This window comes from Paraburkholderia sp. MM5384-R2, assembly GCF_014201025.1.
GTDB lineage: Bacteria > Pseudomonadota > Gammaproteobacteria > Burkholderiales > Burkholderiaceae > Paraburkholderia > Paraburkholderia tuberum.
In genome coordinates, this window is sequence record NZ_JACHDI010000011.1 from 156,173 (window position 1) to 179,934 (window position 23,762).

Sequence of the window (23,762 nt, forward strand, 5' to 3'; positions counted from 1 at the left end):
TCGCTTTTGTTCCCATCAGAACTTGCGGCAAAGAGGAGAAGGCGACGCAACGCGATGGCCAAAATACTAGCCTTCGCGTTCGTAGCACTGACCGAGCGTCGTGGTTGATTTCCGGAAAAATTCGTCGGGAGATTAGCAGATCCGGTGACCGTTGCAGGACCGGATACAGACAATCATTCTGCTTGGGTGTACGGCCATTGGGCCGGCTTGCGACGGTCGCCGACTTGCTTTATCTTCCGTTTTCTGGAGCGGCCCCTAAACGTACCGTACTGGCGCGAAGTCGTATCGCTTTATCTGGTCATCGTGGGTCAACAACACGATTCCTTCTGCCATCGCTTGACCGACGAGGAGCCGGTCGAACGGGTCCTTGTGAAGAGGCGGGAGGGCCGCAACTTCGAACGCATGCTGTGCTTCAATCGACAGCTCTTCATAACCAGCATCAAGCAGGTTCCTGCGAAGAACGCGTGCATCGACCTGAAAGTCCTCGCGGCCCAGTGCGCTTTTGATGACAATTTCCCAGATGCTGGCGACGCTGAAGTAGAGGGTGTTGTCGGCGTCCTCGATGGCAGCGCGCGCTTCGTTCGACAAGGCAGGGTCGTCAGCCGCAGCCCAGACCAACAGATGAGTATCGAGCAACAGCCTCACTTTGTCTTATCCTCAAACATGTCACAGATCTCGTCCGCTGCCATAGTGTCGAAATCTGCGGGTACCTTGATTTGCCCCTTCAGGAACCCGATGCGCCGCGGCGGCTTTGCGGCTTCGGCATCGATGCGCACGACCTTGACCAATGGCTTGCCGGCCTTAGCGATGACGAACGGCTCGCCGCCGTTCACGGTTTCCTCGATCAGCCGCGACAGGTTGGTCTTGGCATCGTGAATGTTGTAAATATGCATGGCAGCCCCACATGAACTTAGTTTAATGAACTTAGTTTACTTCAAACTTTATCCTCCTGCAAATAGTTCAAAGTGATGCTTGAAGTGGGGGCTTTACCGCGCGCGCTGCCTCAGATGGCGTGTTCGCGTCCATGCCCGCAGTGAGGTGGCTAAGCTTTACGACCGCTGACATCAGCTCAATGTCAGGGCTGAAGCAGGAGGGAGCCGCCTGCTCCGCTGTTCGAAGCGTGGGCCGGTCGCGCAGTCCGTGCTGCAGACGGGCGAAGCTTCAAGGGTTGCGCAGCATTGTAGCAATTTGACATAACATAATTTATCAACACAATCGTGTGTGTGTGGTGCATTTAAAACCTCAAGGATCCACTGTTGATGGTACGTCTCTATAGCGCCAAAGGTCTGACTACCCGGCTCAATAGGAACACGACTCAATTTGCTGACCTGAACCGTGCTTCGAAAAATGACGTCGTGGACCAACTCGGCCGTGCTGGCGGAGCGACGAAGGTCACGGGTTGATCCCGCATCCAAAATGGATCAGACGGATGCCTGGGGTGTTGATGGAAACAGGACGCAGCTAGTCCGAATCAAGCAGACTTGCCGCGGGTCGCTTGTATGGACCATAATGCACATAAAATGCAACGTGGATGGGCACATGGGTAAGGCACTCGAAGTTCGACCGCGCAAGTCCACAAACGTCACATTGCCGCCTGAAGTCCTGGATCGGGCCAAGGAGCTGGGGATTAACCTTTCGCGAGCGAGCGAGCGCGGTGTGCGGGAAGAAATTCAGGAGGCGGAGGCTCGCCGTTGGGCCGATGACAACGCCGAATTGGTCGCCGCCTACAGTGCGATGGTCGATCGCGACGGGCTTCCGCTAGCGAAATTCAGGACGTTCTAATGGCGCGGTTCGATCTCTACGTCAACCCCGACAAAGAGACGCGGAGACTCGCGCCGTACCTGCTCGACATACAGAGCGCGCACGTTGGGATTTTGCCGACGCGCATTGTGATCCCTCTGCGACCTGTCGAGCATCTCGCTTTTTCGGGCAAACCATCCGATCTGCTGCCGGTTTTCGAGGTTAACGGCGAAAAATGTTTCCTTGATACGCCCGGCATGAGTGCAGTTCCTCTGAACGCGCTCGGCAAACGCATCGGTTCTCTTTCGGATGAACGTGAAGCCATCCTGGCGGCGCTCGACCGGATCTTCGGTGCATTCTGACCGACAGCAATGCAGCGCGATAGCCAGCGACGTGACGATCACAGCGCCGGACCGGCGCTGTGATCGCCGGTCACAAGGCGCCTGGTTCGATCTTCAGAATCGCCCCTTTCGCTGCAAGCCGGGTTTGCTTTTGTGGTGTGAGCAGTTGCCACAGACCGTTAGTTGCGAATCTGCAATTGTTAATCTTTGCAAATGGTGAGCTTTTACAGGAGTAAGGTGCGCCAACCGGAACATCGAAACCCGGGCGCTCAATGCGCGAATCGCTGCACCCTGCGTGGGAAGTTAAAGAATTCTGTCGTGGCAGTTCAGGCATCTCCGGCTAGGAACTGCCCGTCTGAATCAGTCACCGAGGAAGCAGCCGTTCCCGCTTGACCGCATCCGGGAAAGTCACCACGAATGCGCGCCCTGCCCGGCATGTCCGTTAGCCTGCGACGGGCGCTGCCGCGTGCTGACGGGCAGCGCCGCGCTGTTCAGGCTCCGCCCGCGGTAGGCTGGCTCAACAGGAAAAACAGAATCGGATCCGGAGCGCACAATTTTAACTAAAAAGTTCACGAAAAGTGATCATGTTAATTATGTCAAATCAATCCTGCGACGTCTCTTAATCGTATGGTCGGATGCTTTTCACGAGGTGTTCATGCATCTCGTCTCAAACAGCATTCGGCACGTCACGTGCCTACCGAAAATCTTTCATACACGAAACGCTCAGGCAATTAAGCCTTCACTGGCGACAGGGTGTCGCACTCCGCACTGGGATAACCCATTTATAGTGCACTGCACAAGGCTTGTCGAATCGTCAATTTCGATCTGAAGACCGTGTTATACTGCACTGCACAAACCGCGTCCGATCAGCAAATGCGATTCGACGACCGTGCCCGGCGGTGCCCGGTCGCGGACAGACATGCCGCTGAAGGTGATTCGACATGCCTGTCAGCTTCGCCAGTTCCTGTTTAGCCATCAAACGAGGTCTCTGTGAAATACCTTCCCCGCATCGCCGCGTCTGGAGCGCTCCTGGTCGTCGCTCTCGGCGTCGTCACGTTCGCCCAGATCAAGTTCGCTCCACAGTCCGCAGAGGCCAACCCGGTCGCACGGATCGTCCTGAACGTCGAGTCGCAACTGAACGGCTGAGCGACTCCACCGCTTCATGTAACCCGCGCTCCGCAGGCAAAGAGAAACCTGCCAGGCTCTGAAGAGAACTGGCGGGTTTGAGCCACTGATCTCGGATTCACATACCAGGCGATGTAACGGAGTTGACGCATGTTCAGGCTCCTCCAGCAACCAGTCAGCCTCCATGTCCACGGCATCCAACACCTTGGCGAGGTCACCAATCGCCAATTCGAGACGTTTCATCGTGGCCTCATGAGACGGGCAATTTTCCCCCTTCGACGTTTCTCATCAGAAACCTGAAGAGCGTGTCGCCGCACTGATCCAGAGCAGCCCGAAATGCCTCGAGGGTCGGACATTGCAGCCCGTACGCAAACTCACCTTCGGCGCAATCGTCACCTGTGACGGTGTCAGTTCAGGCTTTGACGCGGGCATATCCTCAGCGGCTTGTTCAGCCTTGCGTGCCGCCATATAGGAGCGCGTGGCGTCACTCGCTTCATCGAACGCTTCCTGAATCTGGTCATCGTCGTCCGGGAACATGCCCTTCATCTGCTCCACTGCATTTCGAGCAAATCGACCGCGCCATACAACTCCCCGGCCACGTCCTTCCGGTTCACCGAAGGGACCACAACATCCTCGACGTTTGCGGAGTTTTCCCGAAAAGGTGAAACCTAATCGTGCCATTGGGTAAGTCTTCGAATCGGCTCCGGGGAGAGTGAGTCTTGCTGACGAGCGTCGCCATCCCGATGGTGGTGTCGAATGGAGACACCTACCATGCTCGCTTCGTTGCGCCTCGCAGGGACCACTATGAGCCTTCAGCGAAAATTGACGATGGATGGAATGGAAAAATCCGTTCTGTTAATTGAGTCAGATTGACCGTGCTTCGAGGCCAAACTGGATCAATAGACGCGGCGCGGTGCGCATCCATCGGGAGGGTCCAGATGTCCGGACTTCTTCTTGCCGGCGACCGCACGCCGAAGCGGTGCCAATTTATACCTTATTAAATAAAGTTAAGGTATAAATTGCCATGCCGTTTCTTATACCTTATAATGCGAATTCAAGGTATAAGAGCGTGAGCCATGACCTCCTTCCATAACGAAGCATTGCAAACGCTGTATTCCTCGGTCGCAGAGCGGGCGAGCGCACAACCGCGCATCCCATTGCACTCCCCGGGCTCAGCCGCCCAGAAAACCGTTGACGGAAAAGCGTACACCTACTGGCGCGTGTACCTCGCTTCTGGCAAACACAAGGAAACATCGCTGGGGCGCACCGGGGAGCCGGACACCGACGCCGCACTTGAGGCGCAGCAACTGGAGAGCGCGGAGATACGGGCGCTGGCCAATGATGTCCAGGTTTTGCGGAAAGCAGGCTTTGCCGCCGCGGATAATTCATCGGCCCTTACCATCGCGACGCTCTTTAACGCCGGCATCTTCACGCACGGCGGACTGCTTGTCGGCTCCCACGCCTTCGGCGCGCTCCTGAACGGTCTCGGTGTCCGTCTGCCTGCGAACTACAGGACCGAGGATATTGACATCGGTAGCGCGGGCTCGATTTCGGTGGCCATCCCGGAAGACCGCAGTTTTCTCGACATCCTGCGCGAGACCGGTCTTCCCTTCATCGAGGTGCCAGAACTGGACTCGCGGAAACCGTCCACCTCGTTCAAGGCGCGCGGACAACCCCTCAAGGTGGACCTGCTTGTACCGGGCACCGAGGCGTACGAAACGAAGCCCCTCCGCCAATTGCGAGCGCATGCGACTGGTTTGCCGTACTTCGGTTATCTGGTCGCCAACCCGGTGAGCGGCTTTATCCTCGGCAAGGAGCACGTGGTTCCCGTAACGCTTCCTGACCCGGCCAGATTTGCGCTGCACAAGCTTGTCGTCAGCACGCTTCGCGACCCGGCGCGCGCACTTAAAGCCGAGAAGGACCAGCGGCAGGCAGCAGTGCTCATTGATGCACTAACAGAACGATTCCCTGAGTGGCTCACGACGGCTGCCAACGAGCTAGATGAAAGCGCACGCCCCCGCGTAGCTACTGCAGCCGCTCGAGCGATGGCTCTTGTGCCCCATCTGTCCGAGCGCGCACGGGATATTCTGGCGGAGCTAAGTGCGCAGACGTAGGCCGGTTCGAATCTCGTAAGCGACCGCATTAATGCCGAGCAGGCGCGATGTCACCATTCGGTTACGTCCCGCAATTGGAGTCTCCCAACCGTCGGAGGCCACCCCGTTGGGCAGAGCTCTGCTAGAGACGAGCGCAAGATTTCACTAAACATAGGATTCCGAATTAAAATTTTGATCATTCCTTTTATGTAAAATCACACGGGCGGCGACTAAGCAACCAACTTCCGGATCCAACGCAGTGCTCGCACGTAAAGTTCCCATGTGAGCCCACCGAATTGCGTCCGGACGATCACAAAGCTCGTTTTTGCAAATTTCGGATGGCTTTAGGTAGATTCGCGTACCAGATGTTGCAGGCGCTTTGTCCTGATTACGCGCAGACGCCGTACCGGCCCCCGCCGGGGCGTCAGTGACGCTACCAAGCGGGACAACTGTTCGAACGCTGGCGGCGACTGGGCGACACTACCGCCGGTTCCAGGATATAAAAAGTTCGTCGCCAGCGAGAAAGTCGGTCGTGTTCTGGCGCTTCATATGCGAGACAGAACTGTGAGCGGAGGCGCCGAGTCCTGAGCGGACGTCCTTAACGTTCTCCTTGCAACTCCCGACGTGTGTCGACCCGCAGCACAACAGCAGAACACTAGCTGTTCAGATCGACCCCGCGCGTTTCCGGTGCAAAAAATGTCGCAAGGAACGTGATGCCCGCTAGAACCATGACATACAGCGCTATCGGCCAATAGGCACCGTGTGACCAGCCAATCAGTGCAGCGGCAATGAAGGGCGCCACGCCTCCCGACGCGACGGCAGCGAACTCCTTGCTCACAGCAACACCTGTATACCGGAAACGCGCGCTGAACAACTCCGGAAAGTACGCTCCCTGGATACCGTACATCCCGAAAACGCCAACGCCTATCGCCAGAGCCATACTTACGATGATCAACAACGGATCCCTTGTCTCGAACAGCCAGAATGCGGGAAAGGCCCAGGCACAGGTGAACAGCGCCGCAAGCCGGTACATCAAGCGACGTCCAAACCGATCCGACAACCAACCCATCAGCGGAATCGTCACAATCGCCAAGCCTGCTGCAACCGTAATCCCGAGCGTTCCAACCGACTTGTCGACAAGCAGTATCTTCGTGAGATAACTGAGGGCGAACACCTGGTACAGATAGGATGAACCATTCTCCCCAACGCGTAGCCCGAATGCGACGAGCAGCGTTCGAGGCGACTCGGAAAGCAAGTCCCTCACCGGACGTTCGCTTACCTGGCCAGATCGGCGGATTTCCTGGAACACGGGACTCTCTTTCACCCGCATCCTGATAATGATGCCGGCGAACACCACCAGAGCACTAAAGAGGAAGGGAATCCGCCAGCCGTACGACATGAACTCATCCTTCGGCAAGCGTTGTACAAGCGTGAACATCGCACCGGCAAGCAATATTCCAAGAATACAACCGGCGAATGGCAGGGCTGCATAAAAACCTCGCCGGGCTGGCGGCGCAAACTCCGACACAATCAGTGAAGCGCCCGCCTGCTCCGCTCCCGCGCCAAACCCCTGAAGCAGCCGTAGTGCCACAAGCAGCACGGTTGACCATACGCCCGCTGTTGCATACGTCGGCAACAACCCGATAAAAAACGTTGATCCGCCCATCAGCAGAACCGTAGCAACAAGTACGACTTTCCGTCCCAGTTTGTCGCCCAGCCATCCGAAGAATAATCCTCCAAAGGGACGTGCGAAGAAGCCCGCCGCATACGCGCCAAAGATGGCAAGGAGCCCGGCCACCTTGCTTAGCCCAGGGAAAAACAGGTCAGCAAAAATCAAGGCGGATGCCGTTCCGTAAATGCTGAAGTCGTACCACTCCATTGCACTGCCGGCTGTGCTCGCCGCGATCACACGGCGAAGATCCGCCATACCGCTTGTCTGCGTGGCATCCGGGCCGGCAGCCACCAAGCCCATCGTGTCAGTTTTCATAAGGGCGTCTCCTTTACAGTTTTTCTCTCAACAGTCAAGCCTGCGTTGGCTCACTCGACTGCATGCGGGGCGCGGCGTGGATATGACAGCACGCAATCTATATGCGGAATTCCGAGGTGCCAGCACAAAGCTTCGATGACCAGTTCATGATCCTTAACGTGATCCAGTCCGGACACTGACACGGCGCCGACGACACCCGCATTGGCCACGCGAAGAGGTACGCCTCCGCCGAATAGCGTGTAGTCCCGCCCGGACAACCCATGCGATGGCAGCGACCACCCCTCGTGCGCGAACATCAGGCCCACCTCAAGAGAACTCCTTCCGAAGTGGAAGACAGTATTCTCCTTGCGGCGAATCCATTGGCCGTTGTCTGCACAGCTTCCTTCCAGCGCGCAATAGAAGAGCGCACTGCGCGGATGAACCACACTCACGGCGACAGGAAGGCTGCGACGGGAAGCGATATTCACAACGATCTCTCCAAGCTTGCGCGCGACTTCCGCGTTGAAAGCAGGCAACATCGTTCGCATCGCCTGTTGATCGAATGTCTCATCTTTCAAACTCAAGGCTCTACTCGGCATCTCACCCTCTCACCGCGCAATCCGGTCCGCAGCCATTGCGATCCAGTTCATCGGACGATTCCTGCCCGCACCTGCAAGAAGGTTTTCATTCGCTGCAGGGCGAGCTCGGGCCTGATCAACACGCCACAGGCGTCCGCTTTCCGGAACACTTCGGCGAAATGCAGCACCGACCGCGCCGACTCCATGCCGCCGGCCATCGAGAAATGGTCCTGATGTCCGTTGAGCCACGCGAGGAAGACAACGCCCGCCTTGTAGTACTGTGTCGGCGAACCGAAGAGCTCACGCGACAGCGCCACCGTGGGTCGCATCGTGTTGTGGTAGGCCGCGATATCGTTTCTGGCCAACTGGCCCAGCGCTTTCGCCGCGACTGGTGCAATCGGATCAAATATGCCCAGTAACGCGTGCGATATGCCCGTGCTATCACCTGCGATCAGATCGCCGTAGTTGAAATCGTCACCGGTATACATCCGCACGCCGTCCGGCAACTGGGCGCGAAGCTCGCACTCGTATTCGGCGTTCAGCAACGAAATCTTGATGCCTTCGATCTTGCCCGAATGCAGGCGGATGATGTCGAGTACAGTTGCCATTGCGGCGCGAACGTCACTACTGCCCCAGTATCCTGCGAGCGAAACGTCGAATGCTTCGCCCAGCCAGTGAAGCACGACCTTGTTGCGACTCTCGGCAAATACGGCGTCATACACCTTCTTGTAGTCATCAGGCGATCGGGCTGCGGCGCACAATGCACGACTCGCCATCATGATGGCCCGGCCACCGGCCGCTTCCACGACTTCGAATTGCTCCTTGTATGCCTGGATCACATCCGACAGGCTATGCCGCCGCCGGTCGTCCAGATGATCGGTGCCAGCACCGCAGGCTAGATCCGCTCCTGGGATAGTTCTCGCGTGCGCGATGCTTCGGCGAATGAGTTCGGACGCCGTGTTCCAGCCCACACCCATGCCTCTTTGTGCGGTGTCCATGGCTTCGGCAACCTTGAAGCCGAGGCCGTACAGATAGGTCCGAAACGCGAGCGTCCTGTCCCAATCGATCGCCGGCGCGTCCGACCACGGCTCATAGCCGAGCGCGGGATCAACCACGACATGCGCTGCAGCGTATGCCACGCGATTGAACTCACATTTCGACTCCAGCGTGATGTTCTCCTCCAAGGTCTTCAACGTATACGGATTCAATTCGCCATTACGGGTTGGCAGAAGGATTTTCATGGCTATCTCTCAGAAGGCGGTCGATGTCGGGATCTCGTTCGCACCTCGTTTGGCACGCACAGCGTTTGGCGCCGGGATGCGACCGAGGATATGATCGGCCGCCTTCTCCGCGACCATGATGGTCGGTGCATTGGTGTTACACGACGGAATGAGCGGCATCACAGAGGCATCGACAACGCGTAGTCCGTCAATGCCAATCACGCGCAGGTCAGGTGTGACTACGCTATGTTCGTCCTCAGGGCGCCCCATCCTGCACGTACCGACCGGATGGTGATCGGTCTTGGCATTGGCACACGCATAATCAAACAACTCGTCGTCCGTGTTGACACGCGGACCGGGCAGGACTTCCGTCTGCACAAAACGCTTCAACGCGGGCTGATTCATTAACTCGCGCGCAAGGCGCAGGCCCTTGAGCGCTGCATGGCGGTCTTCCGGCTCCGACCAGTAGTTCGGGTCGATCAGCGGCGCTGTCGCAGGATCGGCACTTGCCAGGCGTACGCTGCCGCGCGATTTGGGCCGAAGATATGCGGTATTCAACGTGACGCCGCCATGGCGAAGTTTCGCCATGCCCGCTTCGATTCCTGAACCCAGGCCGAGATGGAACTGGATGTCGGGCGATCGGGCCTGAGTCGCTGCGACGCCGTCCGCATACCAGAAGCCGCCTGTCTCGAACAGGCTCGACGCAACCGGGCCCTTCTTCAGGAGCAGGTACTGCAGGCCTGCCCACGCTGCATGCTGGAGCTTGTTGTACTTGTCGTACGTATGATCGCCAGTACATTCGGCGATGACAAACAGATCGAGATGGTCCTGAAGATTTGAGCCGATGCCCGGCATGTCATGCACGACGGGTACACCCGTGGACCTCAAATGATCAGCCGGGCCGATGCCTGATTGCATCAGCAGCTTGGGGGATCCAATGGCCCCGGAAGACACGATCACTTCGCGCCTCGCTCGCGCAACAACTGGCGTGCGGTCGGTTCCACTGACCAGTTCTACGCCGACTGCGCGCCCTCCTTCGACGATCACGCGCAGCGCCTGTGACTGTAACCTGACAGTGAGGTTCGGCCGGCCGAGGATCGGGTCAAGGAACCCGACGGATGCCGATGCGCGCCGCGCGTTGAACTGCGTCAGCTGATAGTAGCCGAGGCCTTCCTGTTCAGCGCCGTTGAAGTCGGCGTTGAAAGGCATGCCCATCTCCTGACCCGCCTGAAAGAACGCTTCGCAGATCGGCAGAGGACTGATCGGATTTGACACGCCTAGCGGACCACCGTAGGCATGGTATTCATTTGCGAAGCGCTGATTGTTCTCCGATCGTTTGAAATAAGGCAGTACATCGCGGTAACTCCAGCCCGTTGCGCCACCCATGCTCTCCCACTCGTCGTAGTCCGCTGGCACGCCGCGCGTATAGATCTGCGCGTTGATCGACGAGCCGCCACCGATGACTTTCGCTTGTGTGAAGCGCAAGACACGGTCCTTCAGATGCTTTTGAGGCACGGTATGCCAGCCCCATGAACCGATGCCCTTGGTCATCTTCGCGAAACCAGCGGGCATGTGAAAAAGCGGGTTCCGATCGCCGCCGCCAGCCTCAAGCAGCAAAACCGTCACGGAAGGATCGGCGCTCAGGCGATTCGCCAGTACGCAACCGGCCGACCCTCCGCCTGTAATGATGTAGTCGTAGCTATCGGTCTTCATGCTGCTCACCTTCAAAAGGCAGAAATGGAGAGGCCACCATCAACCTGGAGCACGCTGCCGGTGGCAAACCGCAACGCACCGCCCGCAAGCTGGCCGACCGCCTTCGCGACATCGTCGGCCTCGCCCCAACGGTTCATGGGAACGAGCCCCTCCTTGAAACGCGCTTCGTACTTCTGCGCAACCGCTTCGGTCATCGGCGTCCGGATAATCCCCGGCCGCACCTCAAAAACCGGGATGCCTGCATGAGCAAGCCGTAGTGCGAACAGTTTTGTCATCATCGGCAAAGCGGACTTTGAGAGGCAATACTCGGCCCTCTCAGGTGACGCCATCGTGGCTGATACCGACGAGACCGTGATAATCGCGCGCGGGCGATCTGGCTCTCCGCTCAACATATGGCGAGCAACCGCCTGAGTCATGAAGAAGGTTCCGCGCAGATTCACTCCAAGCACGGTGTCGAACGCCTCAGAAGTCACATCCAGCAGATCACCACGCGCGGGCGAGCCGATTCCCGCGTTGTTCACCAGGCAATCCAGATCGCCGCACCACGCCAGCACACCTTCGAGCACTCGCGTGTGTGACGCTACGTCCTGCAAATTCGCCTGCACAAAGAGAGACCGCCGTCCCTGGTCCTCAATCGCCCTTAGCGTCAGAGCGGTATCTTCGTCATCGACGACGTCGGTAATGGCCACGTCGTAGCCGCGCGACGCGAGTTCGACAGCGATCGCGCGCCCGATTCCGCGGCGGCCGCCCGTGACGAGCGCTGCGAGAGGTTGCATTGCGTCATCAGGCATGTCGGCCTCCGTCAAAAGCGTGGTCTCCGCTGGCCGTGCGGCTGCGCGTCAGTTCCGAACGAAGGTGTTCGCCGACCCGTAGAGCCTGGGCTGCTACCGTCAGTGCCGGATTGACCGCAGCAGACGAGGGGAAAAAGCTCGCATCAACGACGTACAGGTTCTGGTGGTCATAAGCCTTGCAGAACGGATCGAGCGGCGCGGCGCCAGCGTCATTGCCGAACCGGACCGTCCCACACTGATGGGACGGCGTGTCTTCCCCAAAGCGTCTGCTGACCACCAGCGGATAGCCCGCGTCCTTGAGCAGACGCTTCGCTTTCTGAACGAAGCGTTCATGAGGTATGAGATTGGTGCGATTCCACGTCAGCTGGATCTCACCGGCCGACGTTAGCTCTACGCGACTATCTGCGCTCGGCAAGTCTTCCGACATCGCGTAAAGATCGACACTGTGACGGCTTATGTATTCCAGAAGCTTCCTCGGCACGTACGGAAGCGCGCCACGAAGCATCGGCTCGCGGATCTTTCCCAGCATTTGCAGATTGCCCAGCGGCCACCGGTCATGCACGCCGCCAAAGTAGAAGTCGTTGACTGAAAGCGTCTTCGGAAAACGGGTGTCGTTGACCGTCCTCGGGTCGATTGCCAGAATCGCGGTGCAGTTATGATTCATGTAGTACCGCCCGACCGCTCCGGACGTGTTCGCAAGCCCGTTCGGAAACTTGTCGTTAGCCGAGGCGAGTAACAGAACAGCGCTATTGATCGCGCCTGCCGACAGCACAAACGTGTCGCCAGTGACCGTAAGCGGACCGTCCCGCGTCTGAACTTCGAGGCTCGAAATTCTTCGCCCTGTCGGGTCGGTCAAGAGTCGTGTCGCGCGCGCGCCCGTCAGCAGCGACACGCCTCCTTGTTTCAGCGCGGGGCGCAACAGGCACATCTCGGCGTCTCCTTTCGCGTCAATGCGGCAAGGAAAAGCGTCACATGTGCCGCAGCGCACGCACGTGCCGCCGTCGCCGAAATCGACCGAAGCCGGCATAAAGAACGGATGCAGGCCCTGCTGCCGAAGCTTCTCCCGGAGCCTGCCAATCACAGGTTCGTCAGGTATCGGTCCATGACGATAATTGACGGACCTCGGCGGCTCGGTCGGATCCTGACCAGCGGACCCTCTTACGCCGAAGAGCTCCTCGGCCAGGTCATAGTATTTTTCGAGGTCCTGGTACTTGATGGGCCACGCGGGCGACACGCCTTCCTCATGCGCGAGTTCTTCGAAGTCGGCTTCACGCAGCCGGAACATCGCGGTGCCGAAGAACTTCGTATGTCCGCCGACAAAGTAATACTGACCAGGACGATAGCGCTCGCCAGCGCCGTTGAGCCACGTGTCGCGCGTGCGATACCGGAGCTGGCCGAATACGGCTTCCGCGTCCCAGTTCTGCAGTTCGCGGGGAAGATTGTCGCCCCGCTCGATCACTACGACACTGGCACCCGTAGCCGCGAGTTGCAGGGCAATCGCGCTGCCGCCGACGCCCGAACCAATGATGACGACATCGGCATGCATCACGCTATCCTTTCTTCCGTTTGCGCATCGAAGAGGACCAGCTTCGACAGATCGACCCGCAGGTTGCAGTGCTCGCCCGGGCTATGCGGCATGTCGGCGCCCAGTCGGGCCGCGACTTCGACCCCGCCCATTTCAAGCGCCGCCAGCGTGTCCGGTCCCGTGGGCTCCATGACCAGTACCTTCACCGCTACCTCGCGCACCGCATCCGGGACCCGCGAGGATTCCACGCCGATCGCTTCTGGCCGAAGGCCGGCAATCACTTTCTTGCCAGCGTATCGCGCGACCGCCGCGGGCTGGGCCGGCAGATCAAGGCAAACCGCCGCACTGCCCTCGCCCATCGTTAAAACGAGTGTGTCGTTTCGGGTGGAGAGCACTGCCGGAATGAGGTTCATCGACGGCGAGCCCATGAACGTCGCGACAAAGGTATTGGCCGGCGTACTGTAGATTTCGGCTGGCGTGCCGAACTGCTGGATCACGCCACTCTTCATCACCGCAATCCGGGTCGCGAGTGTCATCGCTTCGATCTGATCGTGAGTCACGTACACGATGGTTGCGCCGAGCCGTTGATGCAGCTTCTTGATTTCGGTGCGCATGTCAACGCGCAGTTTTGCGTCAAGATTGGACAGCGGCTCGTCGAACAGGAAGATTTTCGGGTCCCGCACCAGCGCCCGTCCCATGGCGACACGCTGCCGTTGACCGCCCGAGAGTTGGCCCGGGCGGCGCTTGATCAGGTGCTCGATCTGAAGCAGTCTTGCAGCGTCCGCGACGGCCTTATCCCTCTCCACTTTCGACACTTTGCGCATCTCCAGACCGAAGCTGATGTTCTGGCCGACCGTCATGTTCGGATACAGCGCGTAGCTCTGAAAGACCATCGCGATATCCCGCTCGCTGGGATGCAGGTCGTTCACACGGTCGTTGTCGATCCGGATCTCCCCACCGGAGATAGTGTCGAGTCCCGCGATCAGCGACAGCAGGGTCGATTTTCCGCAACCGGACGGCCCGACAAGTACGAGGAAATCGCCATCGGTCACATCGATGTTGATGTTTTTCAGGATTTCCGTCGGGCCGTACGCCTTGCGGACATTTGAAATATGCAGAGAAGCCATTTCCTTACCCCTTTACCGAACCGGCCATCATGCCGCGCACGAAATAGCGGCCGCCGATCACATAGACCAGAAGAGTGGGCAGCGCGGTAATCACGGCGGCTGCCATCTGAACGTTGTACTCACGCACGCCGGTTGACGTATTCACGATGTTGTTCAGTGTGACCGTAATAGGCGCCGTGCTGCCCGTCGTAAATGAAGCACCGAAGAGGAAGTCGTTCCAGATATTGGTGAACTGCCAGATGACCGTTACTGTGATGATGGCGCCGGAACACGGCAACAGGATGCGCAGGAAGATCCTGAAGAAGCGCGCTCCATCGATCATCGCGGCCTTCACCAGTTCATCGGGAAACGCGACATAGAAGTTACGGAAGTACAGCGTCGTAAAGCACAGACCGTAGACAATGTGCACGAACACGAGACCCGTAATGGACTGGGCCAGCCCGATTTTCCCGAGGAAGGTCGCCATCGGAATGAGCACGATCTGGAACGGAATGAAGCATCCGAACAGAACGAGCCCAAACAGGATGTTGTCGCCCTTGAATCTCCATTTGGTCAGCACGTAACCGTTGAGTGCGCCAAGGAAGGTAGAAATCGCAACGGCGGAAATGACCATCCTTGTCGAGTTCCAGAAAAACCCCTTCACGCCGGAACAATCAAGGCCAACGCAGGCTTCCCCCCAGGCTTTAAGCCACGGTTCCAGTGTCCATGCACGTGGCAACGCGAGAATGTTTCCGCTGTACACCTCCGAAAGAGGTTTGAACGACGTCAGCATCATTACCGCGAGCGGGATCAGATAGACGACGGCAAAAACCGCCAGCAGTCCATAGATCACGATCCTCGATATGTAGTTATGCTTACCCATCACCATTTGCGGCGAGTCCCAGCCTTTTTTCAACATGACGATCTCCTGACTGGACTAATGCGAGCCGCTGCCGCTGCGCGGACGAAGCTCTGAATAGAGATACGGGACCATGATCGCCGCGACCGTGCACAGCATCATGACCGCACTCGCCGCTCCCATTCCCAATTCGTTTCGCGTGAAGGTGAATGAGTACATGAACGTCGAGGGCAACTCCGTCGAATAGCCGGGACCTGCGCCTGTCAAGGCCACGACCAGCTCATAGCTCTTGACCGCGAGGTGAACCAGGATGACGAATGCTGAAACGAAAGCCGGACGCAATTGCGGAATGATGATGCGTCGATAAATAGCCGGCATTCTTGCCCCATCGATCGACGCGGCCTTGACCATGTCCTGATCGATACCCCGCAAGCCTGCGAGGAACATCGCCATGACGAAGCCGGACGCCTGCCACACCGCGGCGATGACCACGGTATAAATGGCCATTCGATCATCGATGATCCAGTCGAACCTGAAACCGGTCCAACCCCAGTCGTGGAAAAGCTTCGTCAGCCCGAGACCAGGATTCAGTATCCATTTCCAGGCCGTGCCCGTGACGATAAAGGAGATCGCCATCGGATAAAGGAAGATCGCACGCAGCCCGCCTTCCGCCCTGATGCGCTGGTCGAGAAGAATGGCAAGGCCCAGCCCGATCCCCATGCACAGGACGACATACAGCGATGCATAGATTCCCAGGTTGGCGACCGCAACGTGCCAGCGCGGATGTGCCCAGACGCGTCCATACTGCATCAGGCCGCCCCAGTGCAGATTGGCAAACGCGCGTGAGCGCGTGAACGACAGGACGGTGGTCCAGACGATAAAGCCGTAGACGAAGATCAGCGTCGTAATCAACGTGGGCGACAACACGAGCTTTGGCAATACCTGCTCGAACCGGTTTCTCAGGGTTGACCGGCGTTTGACGTGAAGCTGGGATTCGTCCGTGGTACCTCGTGACGAGGTATGGGCGGTCCGGTGTGTAGTGTGCATGGCAATCACCTCTACTTCGGGAGCATCGGGTCTTCGCAGGGCACGCTGGAGCGCCCCCGTGAGTTTTAAGACGGTGTACGGCCTACTTGGCGTTGTTGACAGCGTCGACCAGCTGTTTCACCGCATCGGCAGATGACTCGTTAGAGTTGAAGAAATGCGTGACGACGTCATAGACCGCGTTCTTCGGCCCATCGGGCATTGCGTGTCCATGCGCGAAGCTGCCTACCATCGTGCCGCTCTTCAGCGCAGTGCGAAGATCAGCCATCGACTTCTGGCCGCACTCGTCGAACCCATCGGACGGCACATCGAGACGCGCCGGAATCGCTCCCTTGATCTGGTTGAATTTCGCCTGCACGCCCTTGTCCATCACCGTCGACGCGAACGCATATTCACCAGGCAGGCTGGCGTCGCCCTTCTTGAACGTCGCAAACTGATCCGTATTGAAGATGAAGTCGCCCTGGGTGCCGGGGTACTGGAAGCACAGGTAGTCGACATTGGCCTTCTTGCCGGCGTTCACGAACTCGCCCTTCGCCCAGTCGCCCATGATCTGCATCGCGGCCTTGCCGTTGATGACCATCGATGTTGCGAGGTTCCAGTCACGACCCGGGAAATTCGGATCGACCATACCGCGCAGTGTGCGCATCTGGTCAAATGCCTTTTCCATCGTCTTTGAGCCGAGCGCGGCAGGGTCAAGATTGACGAGCGCCTGGGTATAGAATTTCGGGCCGCCGGCAGACATGACGGCGCTATCGAAAATCGTCGCTTCCTGCCACGGCTGCCCGCCGTGGGCGAGCGGCGTGTAGCCAGCCTTGCGAATCACGGCGGCATCGGCAACCAGCTGGTCGAACGTCTGCGGCGGAGTCAGATGCAACTGATCGAAGATCTTCTTGTTCGCCCAGATCCAGTTGGTGCGGTGAATATCGACTGGCACCGCTACCCAATGACCATCGACCTTCGAGAAACGTTGAATCGGACCTGGCACGAGCTTGTCCCATCCTTCCTTTGCCGCGATTGGATCGAGGTTGGTCAGAAAATCCTGCGACGCGTATTCAGGAATGGTAAAACCGAGCATCTGGATGGCGTCAGGCGGATTACCGGATGCAACGCGAGCTTTCAGCACCGTACGCGCTGCTTCGCCGCCGCCCCCTGCAATCGGCGCGTCCTTCCAGGCGTATCCGCGCTGCTTCAAACCGTCCTTTAATACCTCCAGCGCGCGGGCTTCGCCGCCCGAGGTCCACCAGTGCATCACTTCGACGGATTTGGTGTCGGCCGCCGATACCGCGCTACTGCCACTGACGGCGATGGCTGCCACGAGTGCAAAAAGTGTCTTCCTCAACATGTCTCACTCCAGATGGGTTGCTCTCTCTGATGGAGAGGGTTTTCAGTCTTTTTCCCGGCGGACCCTTCCGCCCGAGGCTTGTTTCTTGCCTGCTATTTCTTCGCCGGCAGCCAAAGGTTCTTGCGTTCTCCGATATGCAGTTGAATTGTCTTCGTCTCCGTATAGTCCTCAACCGCCTGCTTGCCGAGTTCGCGGCCGACGCCGCTCGCCTTGAATCCGCCAAACGGGAGTTCCGGATATCCGTCGAGGAAGGTGTTCACCCAGATCGTCCCTGCGTCGACACCGCGTGCGACCTTCAGGCAAGTATCGATATCGCTGCTCCACACCGCGGCTGACAAGCCGTACGCGGTGTCGTTTGCGATTTCGATGGCATGATCCAGATCGCGGAACGCGATGACACTCAAGACAGGGCCGAAAATTTCCTCTCTAGCGACACCCATGTCTGCCGTGACATCGGTCAGGACGGTCGGCTGCAGATAAAGGCCGTTAGCGCTTACGTAACGCCCGCCGCCAAGACGCACCTTCGCACCTGCCGAGACACCGGTCTCGATATGACCGAGGATGTCGTTCATTTGCTGTTCGCTGACGATCGCGCCTACCTTTGCATCAGGATGAAGCGGGTCGCCGACAGGCACTTCGCGGGCACGCTCGATAACAACAGCGACAAACCGCTCCACGATGGACTCATGCACGAGAACCCGGCTACCGCTGTTGCAGCATTCCCCAGCGTTGAAGTACACGCCGAACACGACCGCGTCCACCATTGCATCCCAGTCGCAGTCCGGGAAAACGATCTGAGGATTCTTGCCGCCCAGTTCCAGGGCGACTTTCTTGAGTTTCTTCGAGGCCACCCCGGCGAGCATCGACCCCACATGGGTCGAACCCGTGAACGAGAGCATGTCGACCCGTGGACTCTCGGCGAGAGGCTGACCGACGCGTGAGCCCTTGCCCGTCACGACATTCGCGACCCCGGCTGGCACGCCTGCCTTTTCAAGGATCTCCATCAACATGACGGTCGTGCCGGACGTCAGTTCGCTAGGCTTGATCACGCATGTGCAGCCCGCCGCCATGGCGAATGGAAGTTTCTGGCACAGGATCCACAGCGGAAAATTCCATGGCGTGATGATGCCGACCACCCCGATCGGCTGACGCAACACCAGTCCAAGCATGTCCTCGCCCAAGGTGTTGTAGGCGTCACCGCTGGTGGTGCGAGCAAGGCTCGCGGCGTATTGCCACAGATCGACGCAGCCGGCGACCTCCGCGCGCGCCTGGGTGAGCGGCTTGCCGTTCTCCAGCGATTCGATTAGCGCAAACCGCTCGATCTGGGCCTGGATGCCATCCGCGATCGCCAGCAGCACGCGGGCACGCTCCGCTCCCTTCATCTTCGGCCAGGGGCCGTGGTGAAATGCACGATGGGCCGCATCGATTGCCGCGTCGACGTCCTCGGGCGTCGCCACGGCATAGGTGCTGACCAGCTCGCCGTGAGCCGGACTGAGCCGCTCGACACGTTCGCCGCCACCAGCCTCGCGCCACTGCCCGTCGATGTAGAGGCGACCGTGATACACCTCGAAGTCAGTCTTATGAGACGCCACAAGCAAGGGCGCCAGTTCCGGATTTATGTTTGCAGTCGTCATGTCAGTTACCCTCAAAGTTCGCTGGCCGCTTTTCGCGAAAACTCAGCATTCCCTCACGCGCATCCGCAGTGGTTGCCGCCAATGCACCCGCCATCGCCTCGAGGGTGGCCGCAGCACCCTCGCCGTTTGCCGCGTTCACCAGTTGCTTGGTCAGTTGCACCGACACGGGCGCGAGACGTGCGATCTGTTCGGCCATCTCCAGCGCGGCGTTCAATGCGCCGCCCGCTGACGCCACTTCGTCAATCAGACCAATTTCGTGAGCGCGCGCGGCGTCGATGCGCCTGCCGGTGAGCGCGAGCATCTTTACCCTGCTCGCCCCAATGACCGAGACAAGCCGTTGTGTGCCAGACCAGCCCGGGCACGTCGCTATACCCGCCTCTGGCAGGGCGAAGGTCGCGGCAGGGTCTGCAATCCGGATGTCCGCGACCGCGGCGAGCTCCAGCCCGCCTCCGAGTGCGTGTCCATTGATCGCGGCGATGACCGGTGCACGAAGCGCAGCCCAACGATCAAAGACCCTGTGACCGCGCGGTACCCACTGACGCCACATATCAAGTGGCGTCAGCGCGGACCATTCATTGATGTCCGCACCCACGCAGAAAGCCTTCGTTCCCGAACCCGTCAGGACCACGGCGCGCACATCGGTCCACGCATCAAGCTCAGCGGCGACCGCCTCCAGACGCATCAGCATCGGTGGGGTCAAGGCATTGAGCTTCTCGGGGCGGTTCAACGTGACAACAGCGACTGCGCCGCTGCGCTCAAACTGGATTCCATCGATATCAGCCACGACGTGCCTCCCTGAGTTGCAGGCCGTACGGCGATTCGCTGAAAATCGCGGCATTCATGGTCTTCAGTTCCGATGAAACAATCAAAGGAAAGTCCGCCTGCTCAAGCACGTCCCTGTTCAGGTCGATGCCGGGCGCCACCTCGATCACTTCAAGACCTTGCTTCGTAAGCTGCAACACACAGCGTTCAGTCACATACAGCACCTGCTGACCACGCTGCTGCGCCATGCGGCCGCTGAACGTGACGTGGTCGACGTCGCCGATGAACTTCTTCGATTTGCCTTCCTGAAGGATCGTCAACCGTCCGTGGCCGACCTCCAGCTTCGCACCGGCTGTGAAAAAGCCGGAGAAGACGAGCTTCTTTGCGTGCGTCGTAATGTCGATGAAGCCGCCACATCCGGCAGTCAGGTACGGCTTGCTGGGCAGCTTCGACACGTTCACGTGGCCGTTGCGGTCGATCTGCAGGAACGACAGCAGCGAAACATCGAAGCCGCCTCCCTGGAAGTAGATGAACTGCGAAGGCGACGGCATGATCGCGTCGGCGTTTGCCGAGCAACCGAAGGCGAAGCCGAGCAGCGGCATACCGCCCACCGCACCCTGCTCGATGGCCCACGTCACACGGCCGTTGAGTCCTTCTTCAAGGAGAATGCGCGGAACGTTGGCCGAAATGCCGAAGCCGAGATTCACCGCGTCTCCGTCCGCGATTTCCATCGCCGCGCGGCGCGCGATTACCTTTTCCGCGTTCCAGTCGGCAAATGCAAATTCGCTGTCCGGAACCTTGATTTCGCCGCTGATCTCCGGGTCGTAATCGATCTGCGTCGTCTGTTTCTGCTCGGGGTCGACGACCACGTAGTCAACGAGGTTGCACGGAATATGCACCTGCTGCGTACCGAGCGACCCTGCCTTCACGACTCGCTTGACCTGGGCGATCACAATGCCGCCGTTGTTACGCACTGCAAGCGCCTGGTCGCGGCCGCCGAGCAGCGCGCCTTCGTGTTCGTAAGACAGGTTGCCCCGCTCATCCGCTGTGGTGGCACGCACGATAGCGACGCGCGGCACGATATTCGGAAAGAAGAGCCACTCCTCGCCCGCGAACGTGACCTTGTCCACGATCGGCTCGGATTCCGAGAGACTGTTCATTGCGCCGCCCTGCCGGTCCGGATCGACGAAAGTGTCGAGCCCCACCTTGGTGAGGACACCAGGGCGCTTCGCAGCCGCGTCCCGATGCATGTCAAACATCACCCCGCTCGGCAGGTTGTATGCGCGGATTTCGTTGTCGACGACCATCCGCCAGATGTCGGGCATCGGTAGACTCGATGGGCCGCTGGGAAACGAACCGGCGATGATCGACTTGATAAGCCCGTGCTTCGCCAGATGATCAATGCCTTTGACGCCATACATGTCGCCAGCTGCTATCGGATGCAGCAGCGAAAGTTGTCGCGGATGGCCTTCGGTTTCAAAGCGCGTCCCGATCGCCGCCAGCATGGCGTCGGGGCAGCCAAGGCCACTCGACGAACTGACGGTCACAACGTCACCATCGTTGATCAGGCCTGCGGCAGTCGCCATCGAAATAACTTTGCTGGAACCCACAATAGATCTCCTCAAACTGACTCAGTGCACGAACTGCTGCGGGACGGCGACGTGTGCACCGGTTGAAGCCGACTCTTCAAGCGCAAGCGCGGTAACCAGTGACCGGTATCCGTCCCGGCCAGTGGCTGCGGGATCCTCACCGAGGAGAACAGCGCGATGGAACTGGGCGACCGCGTTGACATAAAGGTCCTGGTGGACGACCTCGATGATTTCGAAACCTGCTGCTGAACGCAGCTCGATTTCTCCGACGGCGCGCTGGGTCATCACGTCACGTGCGATGAGCGAGCCTTCGGTCCCGTGGACCTCGAGGCCGGTCGGCGCGTACGGCACGGTGAACGCGTCGTGAATCTGGGCAAGCACGCCGTTACTGAACCGGATGATTCCCATCACGCCGTCGGCGAGGCCTTGGGTACCCATGCTTCCGGACGAGGTCATCGCGCTCACTTCGACGGGTTCTGCATCCAGAATGAAGCGAAGGGTGTCGGCGTCGTGCACGGAGATGTCGAGCACGACGCCGCCGCCCGCATCAGGGCGCTCGATTCGCCAGCCGCGGAGGTGCGGCGGTAGTGAGACCGCGTGGAAGACTCGCACGTAAAGCGGCGTGCCAACCGCACCGGAAAGGATGAGTTCACGCAGACGGCGGTGTGTCGCTGCACACCGCAGGTGATGGTTCGTGCCAAGGACAACCTGGTGGGCGGCGCACGCCTCGATCATCTGGCTCGCATCAGCCTCGGAGAGCGCAAGCGGCTTTTCGCAGAGCACGTGTTTGCCGGCAGCGGCAGCCGCCAGTACCTGAGGCAGGTGTTTTTCGTTCGTGCTGCTGATGTAGACCGCGTCGATGTCGCGATCGGCGAGGATCTCATCGAGGTTCGTGCCGGACTTTGAAATCCGATGCTTGTCGGCGAACTCGCGGGCGCGCCCGGCGCTGCCGCTGACGACCGCTTCGATCGTGCCGTCCGGCTGCGACCGGATCGCGTTGACCATCCACTCGTCGGCTATCGTGCTGGCGCCGATCAGCGCCCAGCAAATCTTGGAAGTCATTGTCTCTCTCCGTTGGAACGTTCCAACCAGCGTTTATTGGATCGTTCCAACAAACTGTAGTAGACTCATTTCACCGTGTCAAATACTTTTTGGAACGTTCCAATTGTGCAAAGCAACATGAAAACAGTTCCGACGATTCAGGACATTGCGGCGGCTGCGGGGGTATCCAAGTCGACGGTCTCGCTGGTCCTTCAGCAGAGCCCAAAAATCAAGGCGGAGACGGCCGACAAGGTTCGGGCGGCAGCACAGCTCCTCGGCTACGTCTATAACCGCGGCGCAGCAAATCTGCGCGGAACCCGAAGTACCATCGTCGGGATGGTCATTAATGATCTGACTAACCCCTTCTTTGTCGAGTTGCTCGTCGCCATCGAGCGGGTACTCGCGCAGTCCGGATACACGACGCTGATGGCGCATACTGCCGAAAACGTCGCGACCCAAACCCGTGTTCTGCAATCGATGCGTGAGCAGAATGTGGCCGGCCTGATCATGTCTCCTGCGCTGGGAACACCTGAGCAACTGCCGGACGAGATCAAGTCCTGGGGAATTCCACTTGTCCTTGTCATGCGACCAATGGGCACGGATGTCGACACGGTCGGAGTCGACAACAGCTTTGGATTCGCTCTCGCGACGGAACATCTGATTGCTCAGGGCCATACACGTATCGCATTCGCCGGCAATCGAACGGGGTATGCGGTTGCGAACCAGCGCAGGCAGGGTTACCTCACGGCGATGGCCAGTCATGCCCTGACTGTCGCCGACGAGTGGATCATCGATGTTGAACTGACTCCGGAAGGCGGTCGCAAGGCGGTCCGCTCCATCTTCGAGATGCGGCCTCGTCCGACGGCGGTGGTTTGCTATAACGACCAGGTTGCGTTTGGCGTGTTGCATGAGCTGGACCGAATGGGCAAACGTGCGGGCAAGGCGCTCGCGGTCGTTGGCTGTGACAATGTGGTGGCGGCAGAACATACCAATCCGCCACTCACTACTCTTTCCGCTGGAGCGGACAAACTCGGCACGATCGCGAGTGAGACGCTGCTGGCCAGGCTCGATCCAGCGGCGGACGGAAAAGAACCACCCGTGCAGTACTTCGCCATTCCGCAGCTGGTCGTCAGGGAATCAAGCGTGGGCTCCGCGGGGCGCCACCCGCATCTTTCCGTCGATCCCACCCGCACAGAACGTCGCGTTGCAGGCCAGCGGCAATAGACTTCTGCCCCCTTGATGCATCGCGCGTCAGCCAGAGGGCCTGGCCGGATCGTGTCGGGCTGTCTGGCT

The 23,762-nt window shown here is 59.1% G+C and carries 22 protein-coding genes; 4 read left to right on the plus strand and 18 right to left on the minus strand.

Translation table 11 applies throughout. The annotated features are described in order from the left end of the window. Positions 1 to 255 precede the first annotated feature (255 nt). Together HDG37_RS19230 and HDG37_RS19235 are read right to left on the minus strand one after the other, a co-directional pair. Positions 256 to 645, minus strand: coding sequence for a type II toxin-antitoxin system VapC family toxin (locus HDG37_RS19230; RefSeq protein WP_018420319.1), 390 nt, complete (start codon positions 643 to 645; stop codon positions 256 to 258). Continuing rightward, the gene (locus tag HDG37_RS19235; RefSeq protein WP_184050356.1) at positions 642 to 893 is read right to left on the minus strand and encodes a type II toxin-antitoxin system Phd/YefM family antitoxin; all 252 of its coding nucleotides are present in this window, start codon (positions 891 to 893) and stop codon (positions 642 to 644) included. Before HDG37_RS19235 ends, HDG37_RS19230 begins: the two co-directional genes overlap by 4 nt. A gap of 646 nt (positions 894 to 1,539) precedes the next feature. On the opposite strand from HDG37_RS19235, the gene HDG37_RS19240 reads away from it, so the two are divergent. Together HDG37_RS19240 and HDG37_RS19245 are read left to right on the plus strand one after the other, a co-directional pair. Then, entirely contained in the window at positions 1,540 to 1,782 is a 243-nt protein-coding gene (locus tag HDG37_RS19240; protein WP_244145174.1) for a type II toxin-antitoxin system CcdA family antitoxin, read from the plus strand. Then, on the plus strand, positions 1,782 to 2,102 hold the full coding sequence (locus HDG37_RS19245) for a CcdB family protein (protein WP_184050358.1): 321 nt from the start codon (positions 1,782 to 1,784) through the stop codon (positions 2,100 to 2,102). Before HDG37_RS19240 ends, HDG37_RS19245 begins: the two co-directional genes overlap by 1 nt. Positions 2,103 to 3,056: 954 nt before the next feature. On the opposite strand, the gene HDG37_RS19250 is transcribed toward HDG37_RS19245, so the two are convergent. Continuing rightward, positions 3,057 to 3,449 (minus strand): hypothetical protein, encoded by a 393-nt coding sequence (locus tag HDG37_RS19250; protein WP_184050360.1) that lies wholly within the window; start codon positions 3,447 to 3,449, stop codon positions 3,057 to 3,059. Between the two features lie 45 nt (positions 3,450 to 3,494). Continuing rightward, positions 3,495 to 3,752 (minus strand): hypothetical protein, encoded by a 258-nt coding sequence (locus HDG37_RS19255; protein ID WP_184050362.1) that lies wholly within the window; start codon positions 3,750 to 3,752, stop codon positions 3,495 to 3,497. 530 nt (positions 3,753 to 4,282) lie between these two features. Here HDG37_RS19255 and HDG37_RS19260 point away from each other — a divergent pair. Continuing rightward, positions 4,283 to 5,320 (plus strand): GSU2403 family nucleotidyltransferase fold protein, encoded by a 1,038-nt coding sequence (locus HDG37_RS19260; protein ID WP_184050364.1) that lies wholly within the window; start codon positions 4,283 to 4,285, stop codon positions 5,318 to 5,320. A gap of 634 nt (positions 5,321 to 5,954) precedes the next feature. Here the strand turns inward: HDG37_RS19260 and HDG37_RS19265 are convergent. The 14 genes from HDG37_RS19265 to HDG37_RS19330 form a co-directional block, all read right to left on the minus strand. Further along, a complete protein-coding gene (locus HDG37_RS19265; protein ID WP_184050366.1) occupies positions 5,955 to 7,286 on the minus strand; it encodes an MFS transporter in 1,332 nt (443 codons plus the stop codon). A gap of 50 nt (positions 7,287 to 7,336) precedes the next feature. Further along, positions 7,337 to 7,864, minus strand: coding sequence for a heme-degrading domain-containing protein (locus HDG37_RS19270; protein ID WP_184050368.1), 528 nt, complete (start codon positions 7,862 to 7,864; stop codon positions 7,337 to 7,339). A gap of 47 nt (positions 7,865 to 7,911) precedes the next feature. After that, on the minus strand, positions 7,912 to 9,084 hold the full coding sequence (locus HDG37_RS19275; protein WP_184050369.1) for a dihydrodipicolinate synthase family protein: 1,173 nt from the start codon (positions 9,082 to 9,084) through the stop codon (positions 7,912 to 7,914). Between the two features lie 9 nt (positions 9,085 to 9,093). After that, positions 9,094 to 10,776, minus strand: coding sequence for a GMC family oxidoreductase (locus HDG37_RS19280; RefSeq protein WP_184050371.1), 1,683 nt, complete (start codon positions 10,774 to 10,776; stop codon positions 9,094 to 9,096). Positions 10,777 to 10,787: 11 nt separating this feature from the next. Then, positions 10,788 to 11,567: a 3-ketoacyl-ACP reductase gene (locus HDG37_RS19285; protein WP_184050373.1), complete on the minus strand. Its 780-nt coding sequence runs from the start codon at positions 11,565 to 11,567 to the stop codon at positions 10,788 to 10,790. Continuing rightward, positions 11,560 to 13,113, minus strand: a complete 1,554-nt coding sequence (locus tag HDG37_RS19290; RefSeq protein WP_184050375.1) for an FAD-dependent oxidoreductase — start codon at positions 13,111 to 13,113, stop codon at positions 11,560 to 11,562. Before HDG37_RS19290 ends, HDG37_RS19285 begins: the two co-directional genes overlap by 8 nt. Next, on the minus strand, positions 13,113 to 14,219 hold the full coding sequence (locus HDG37_RS19295) for an ABC transporter ATP-binding protein (RefSeq protein WP_184050377.1): 1,107 nt from the start codon (positions 14,217 to 14,219) through the stop codon (positions 13,113 to 13,115). The genes HDG37_RS19290 and HDG37_RS19295 overlap by 1 nt, the downstream gene beginning before the upstream one ends. 4 nt (positions 14,220 to 14,223) lie before the next feature. Then, positions 14,224 to 15,081 carry a carbohydrate ABC transporter permease gene (locus HDG37_RS19300; protein ID WP_409260198.1) on the minus strand — a complete coding sequence of 286 codons (858 nt, stop codon included), beginning with the start codon at positions 15,079 to 15,081 and terminating at the stop codon, positions 14,224 to 14,226. A 54-nt stretch (positions 15,082 to 15,135) separates the two neighbouring features. Continuing rightward, a complete protein-coding gene (locus tag HDG37_RS19305) occupies positions 15,136 to 16,104 on the minus strand; it encodes a carbohydrate ABC transporter permease (RefSeq protein ID WP_184050381.1) in 969 nt (322 codons plus the stop codon). A gap of 82 nt (positions 16,105 to 16,186) precedes the next feature. Then, positions 16,187 to 17,443: an ABC transporter substrate-binding protein gene (locus tag HDG37_RS19310; protein ID WP_184050383.1), complete on the minus strand. Its 1,257-nt coding sequence runs from the start codon at positions 17,441 to 17,443 to the stop codon at positions 16,187 to 16,189. 92 nt (positions 17,444 to 17,535) lie between these two features. Next, positions 17,536 to 19,077, minus strand: a complete 1,542-nt coding sequence (locus HDG37_RS19315; RefSeq protein WP_184050385.1) for an aldehyde dehydrogenase family protein — start codon at positions 19,075 to 19,077, stop codon at positions 17,536 to 17,538. 1 nt (position 19,078) lies between these two features. Further along, entirely contained in the window at positions 19,079 to 19,861 is a 783-nt protein-coding gene (locus HDG37_RS19320; RefSeq protein ID WP_184050387.1) for an enoyl-CoA hydratase/isomerase family protein, read from the minus strand. Then, entirely contained in the window at positions 19,854 to 21,425 is a 1,572-nt protein-coding gene (locus HDG37_RS19325; RefSeq protein ID WP_184050390.1) for an acyl CoA:acetate/3-ketoacid CoA transferase, read from the minus strand. Before HDG37_RS19325 ends, HDG37_RS19320 begins: the two co-directional genes overlap by 8 nt. A 45-nt stretch (positions 21,426 to 21,470) precedes the next feature. Continuing rightward, on the minus strand, positions 21,471 to 22,490 hold the full coding sequence (locus HDG37_RS19330) for a Gfo/Idh/MocA family protein (RefSeq protein ID WP_184050392.1): 1,020 nt from the start codon (positions 22,488 to 22,490) through the stop codon (positions 21,471 to 21,473). Between the two features lie 117 nt (positions 22,491 to 22,607). Here HDG37_RS19330 and HDG37_RS19335 point away from each other — a divergent pair, with 117 nt between their 5' ends. Then, positions 22,608 to 23,693, plus strand: a complete 1,086-nt coding sequence (locus HDG37_RS19335) for a LacI family DNA-binding transcriptional regulator (RefSeq protein ID WP_184050394.1) — start codon at positions 22,608 to 22,610, stop codon at positions 23,691 to 23,693. The last annotated feature ends 69 nt before the right edge of the window (positions 23,694 to 23,762 follow it).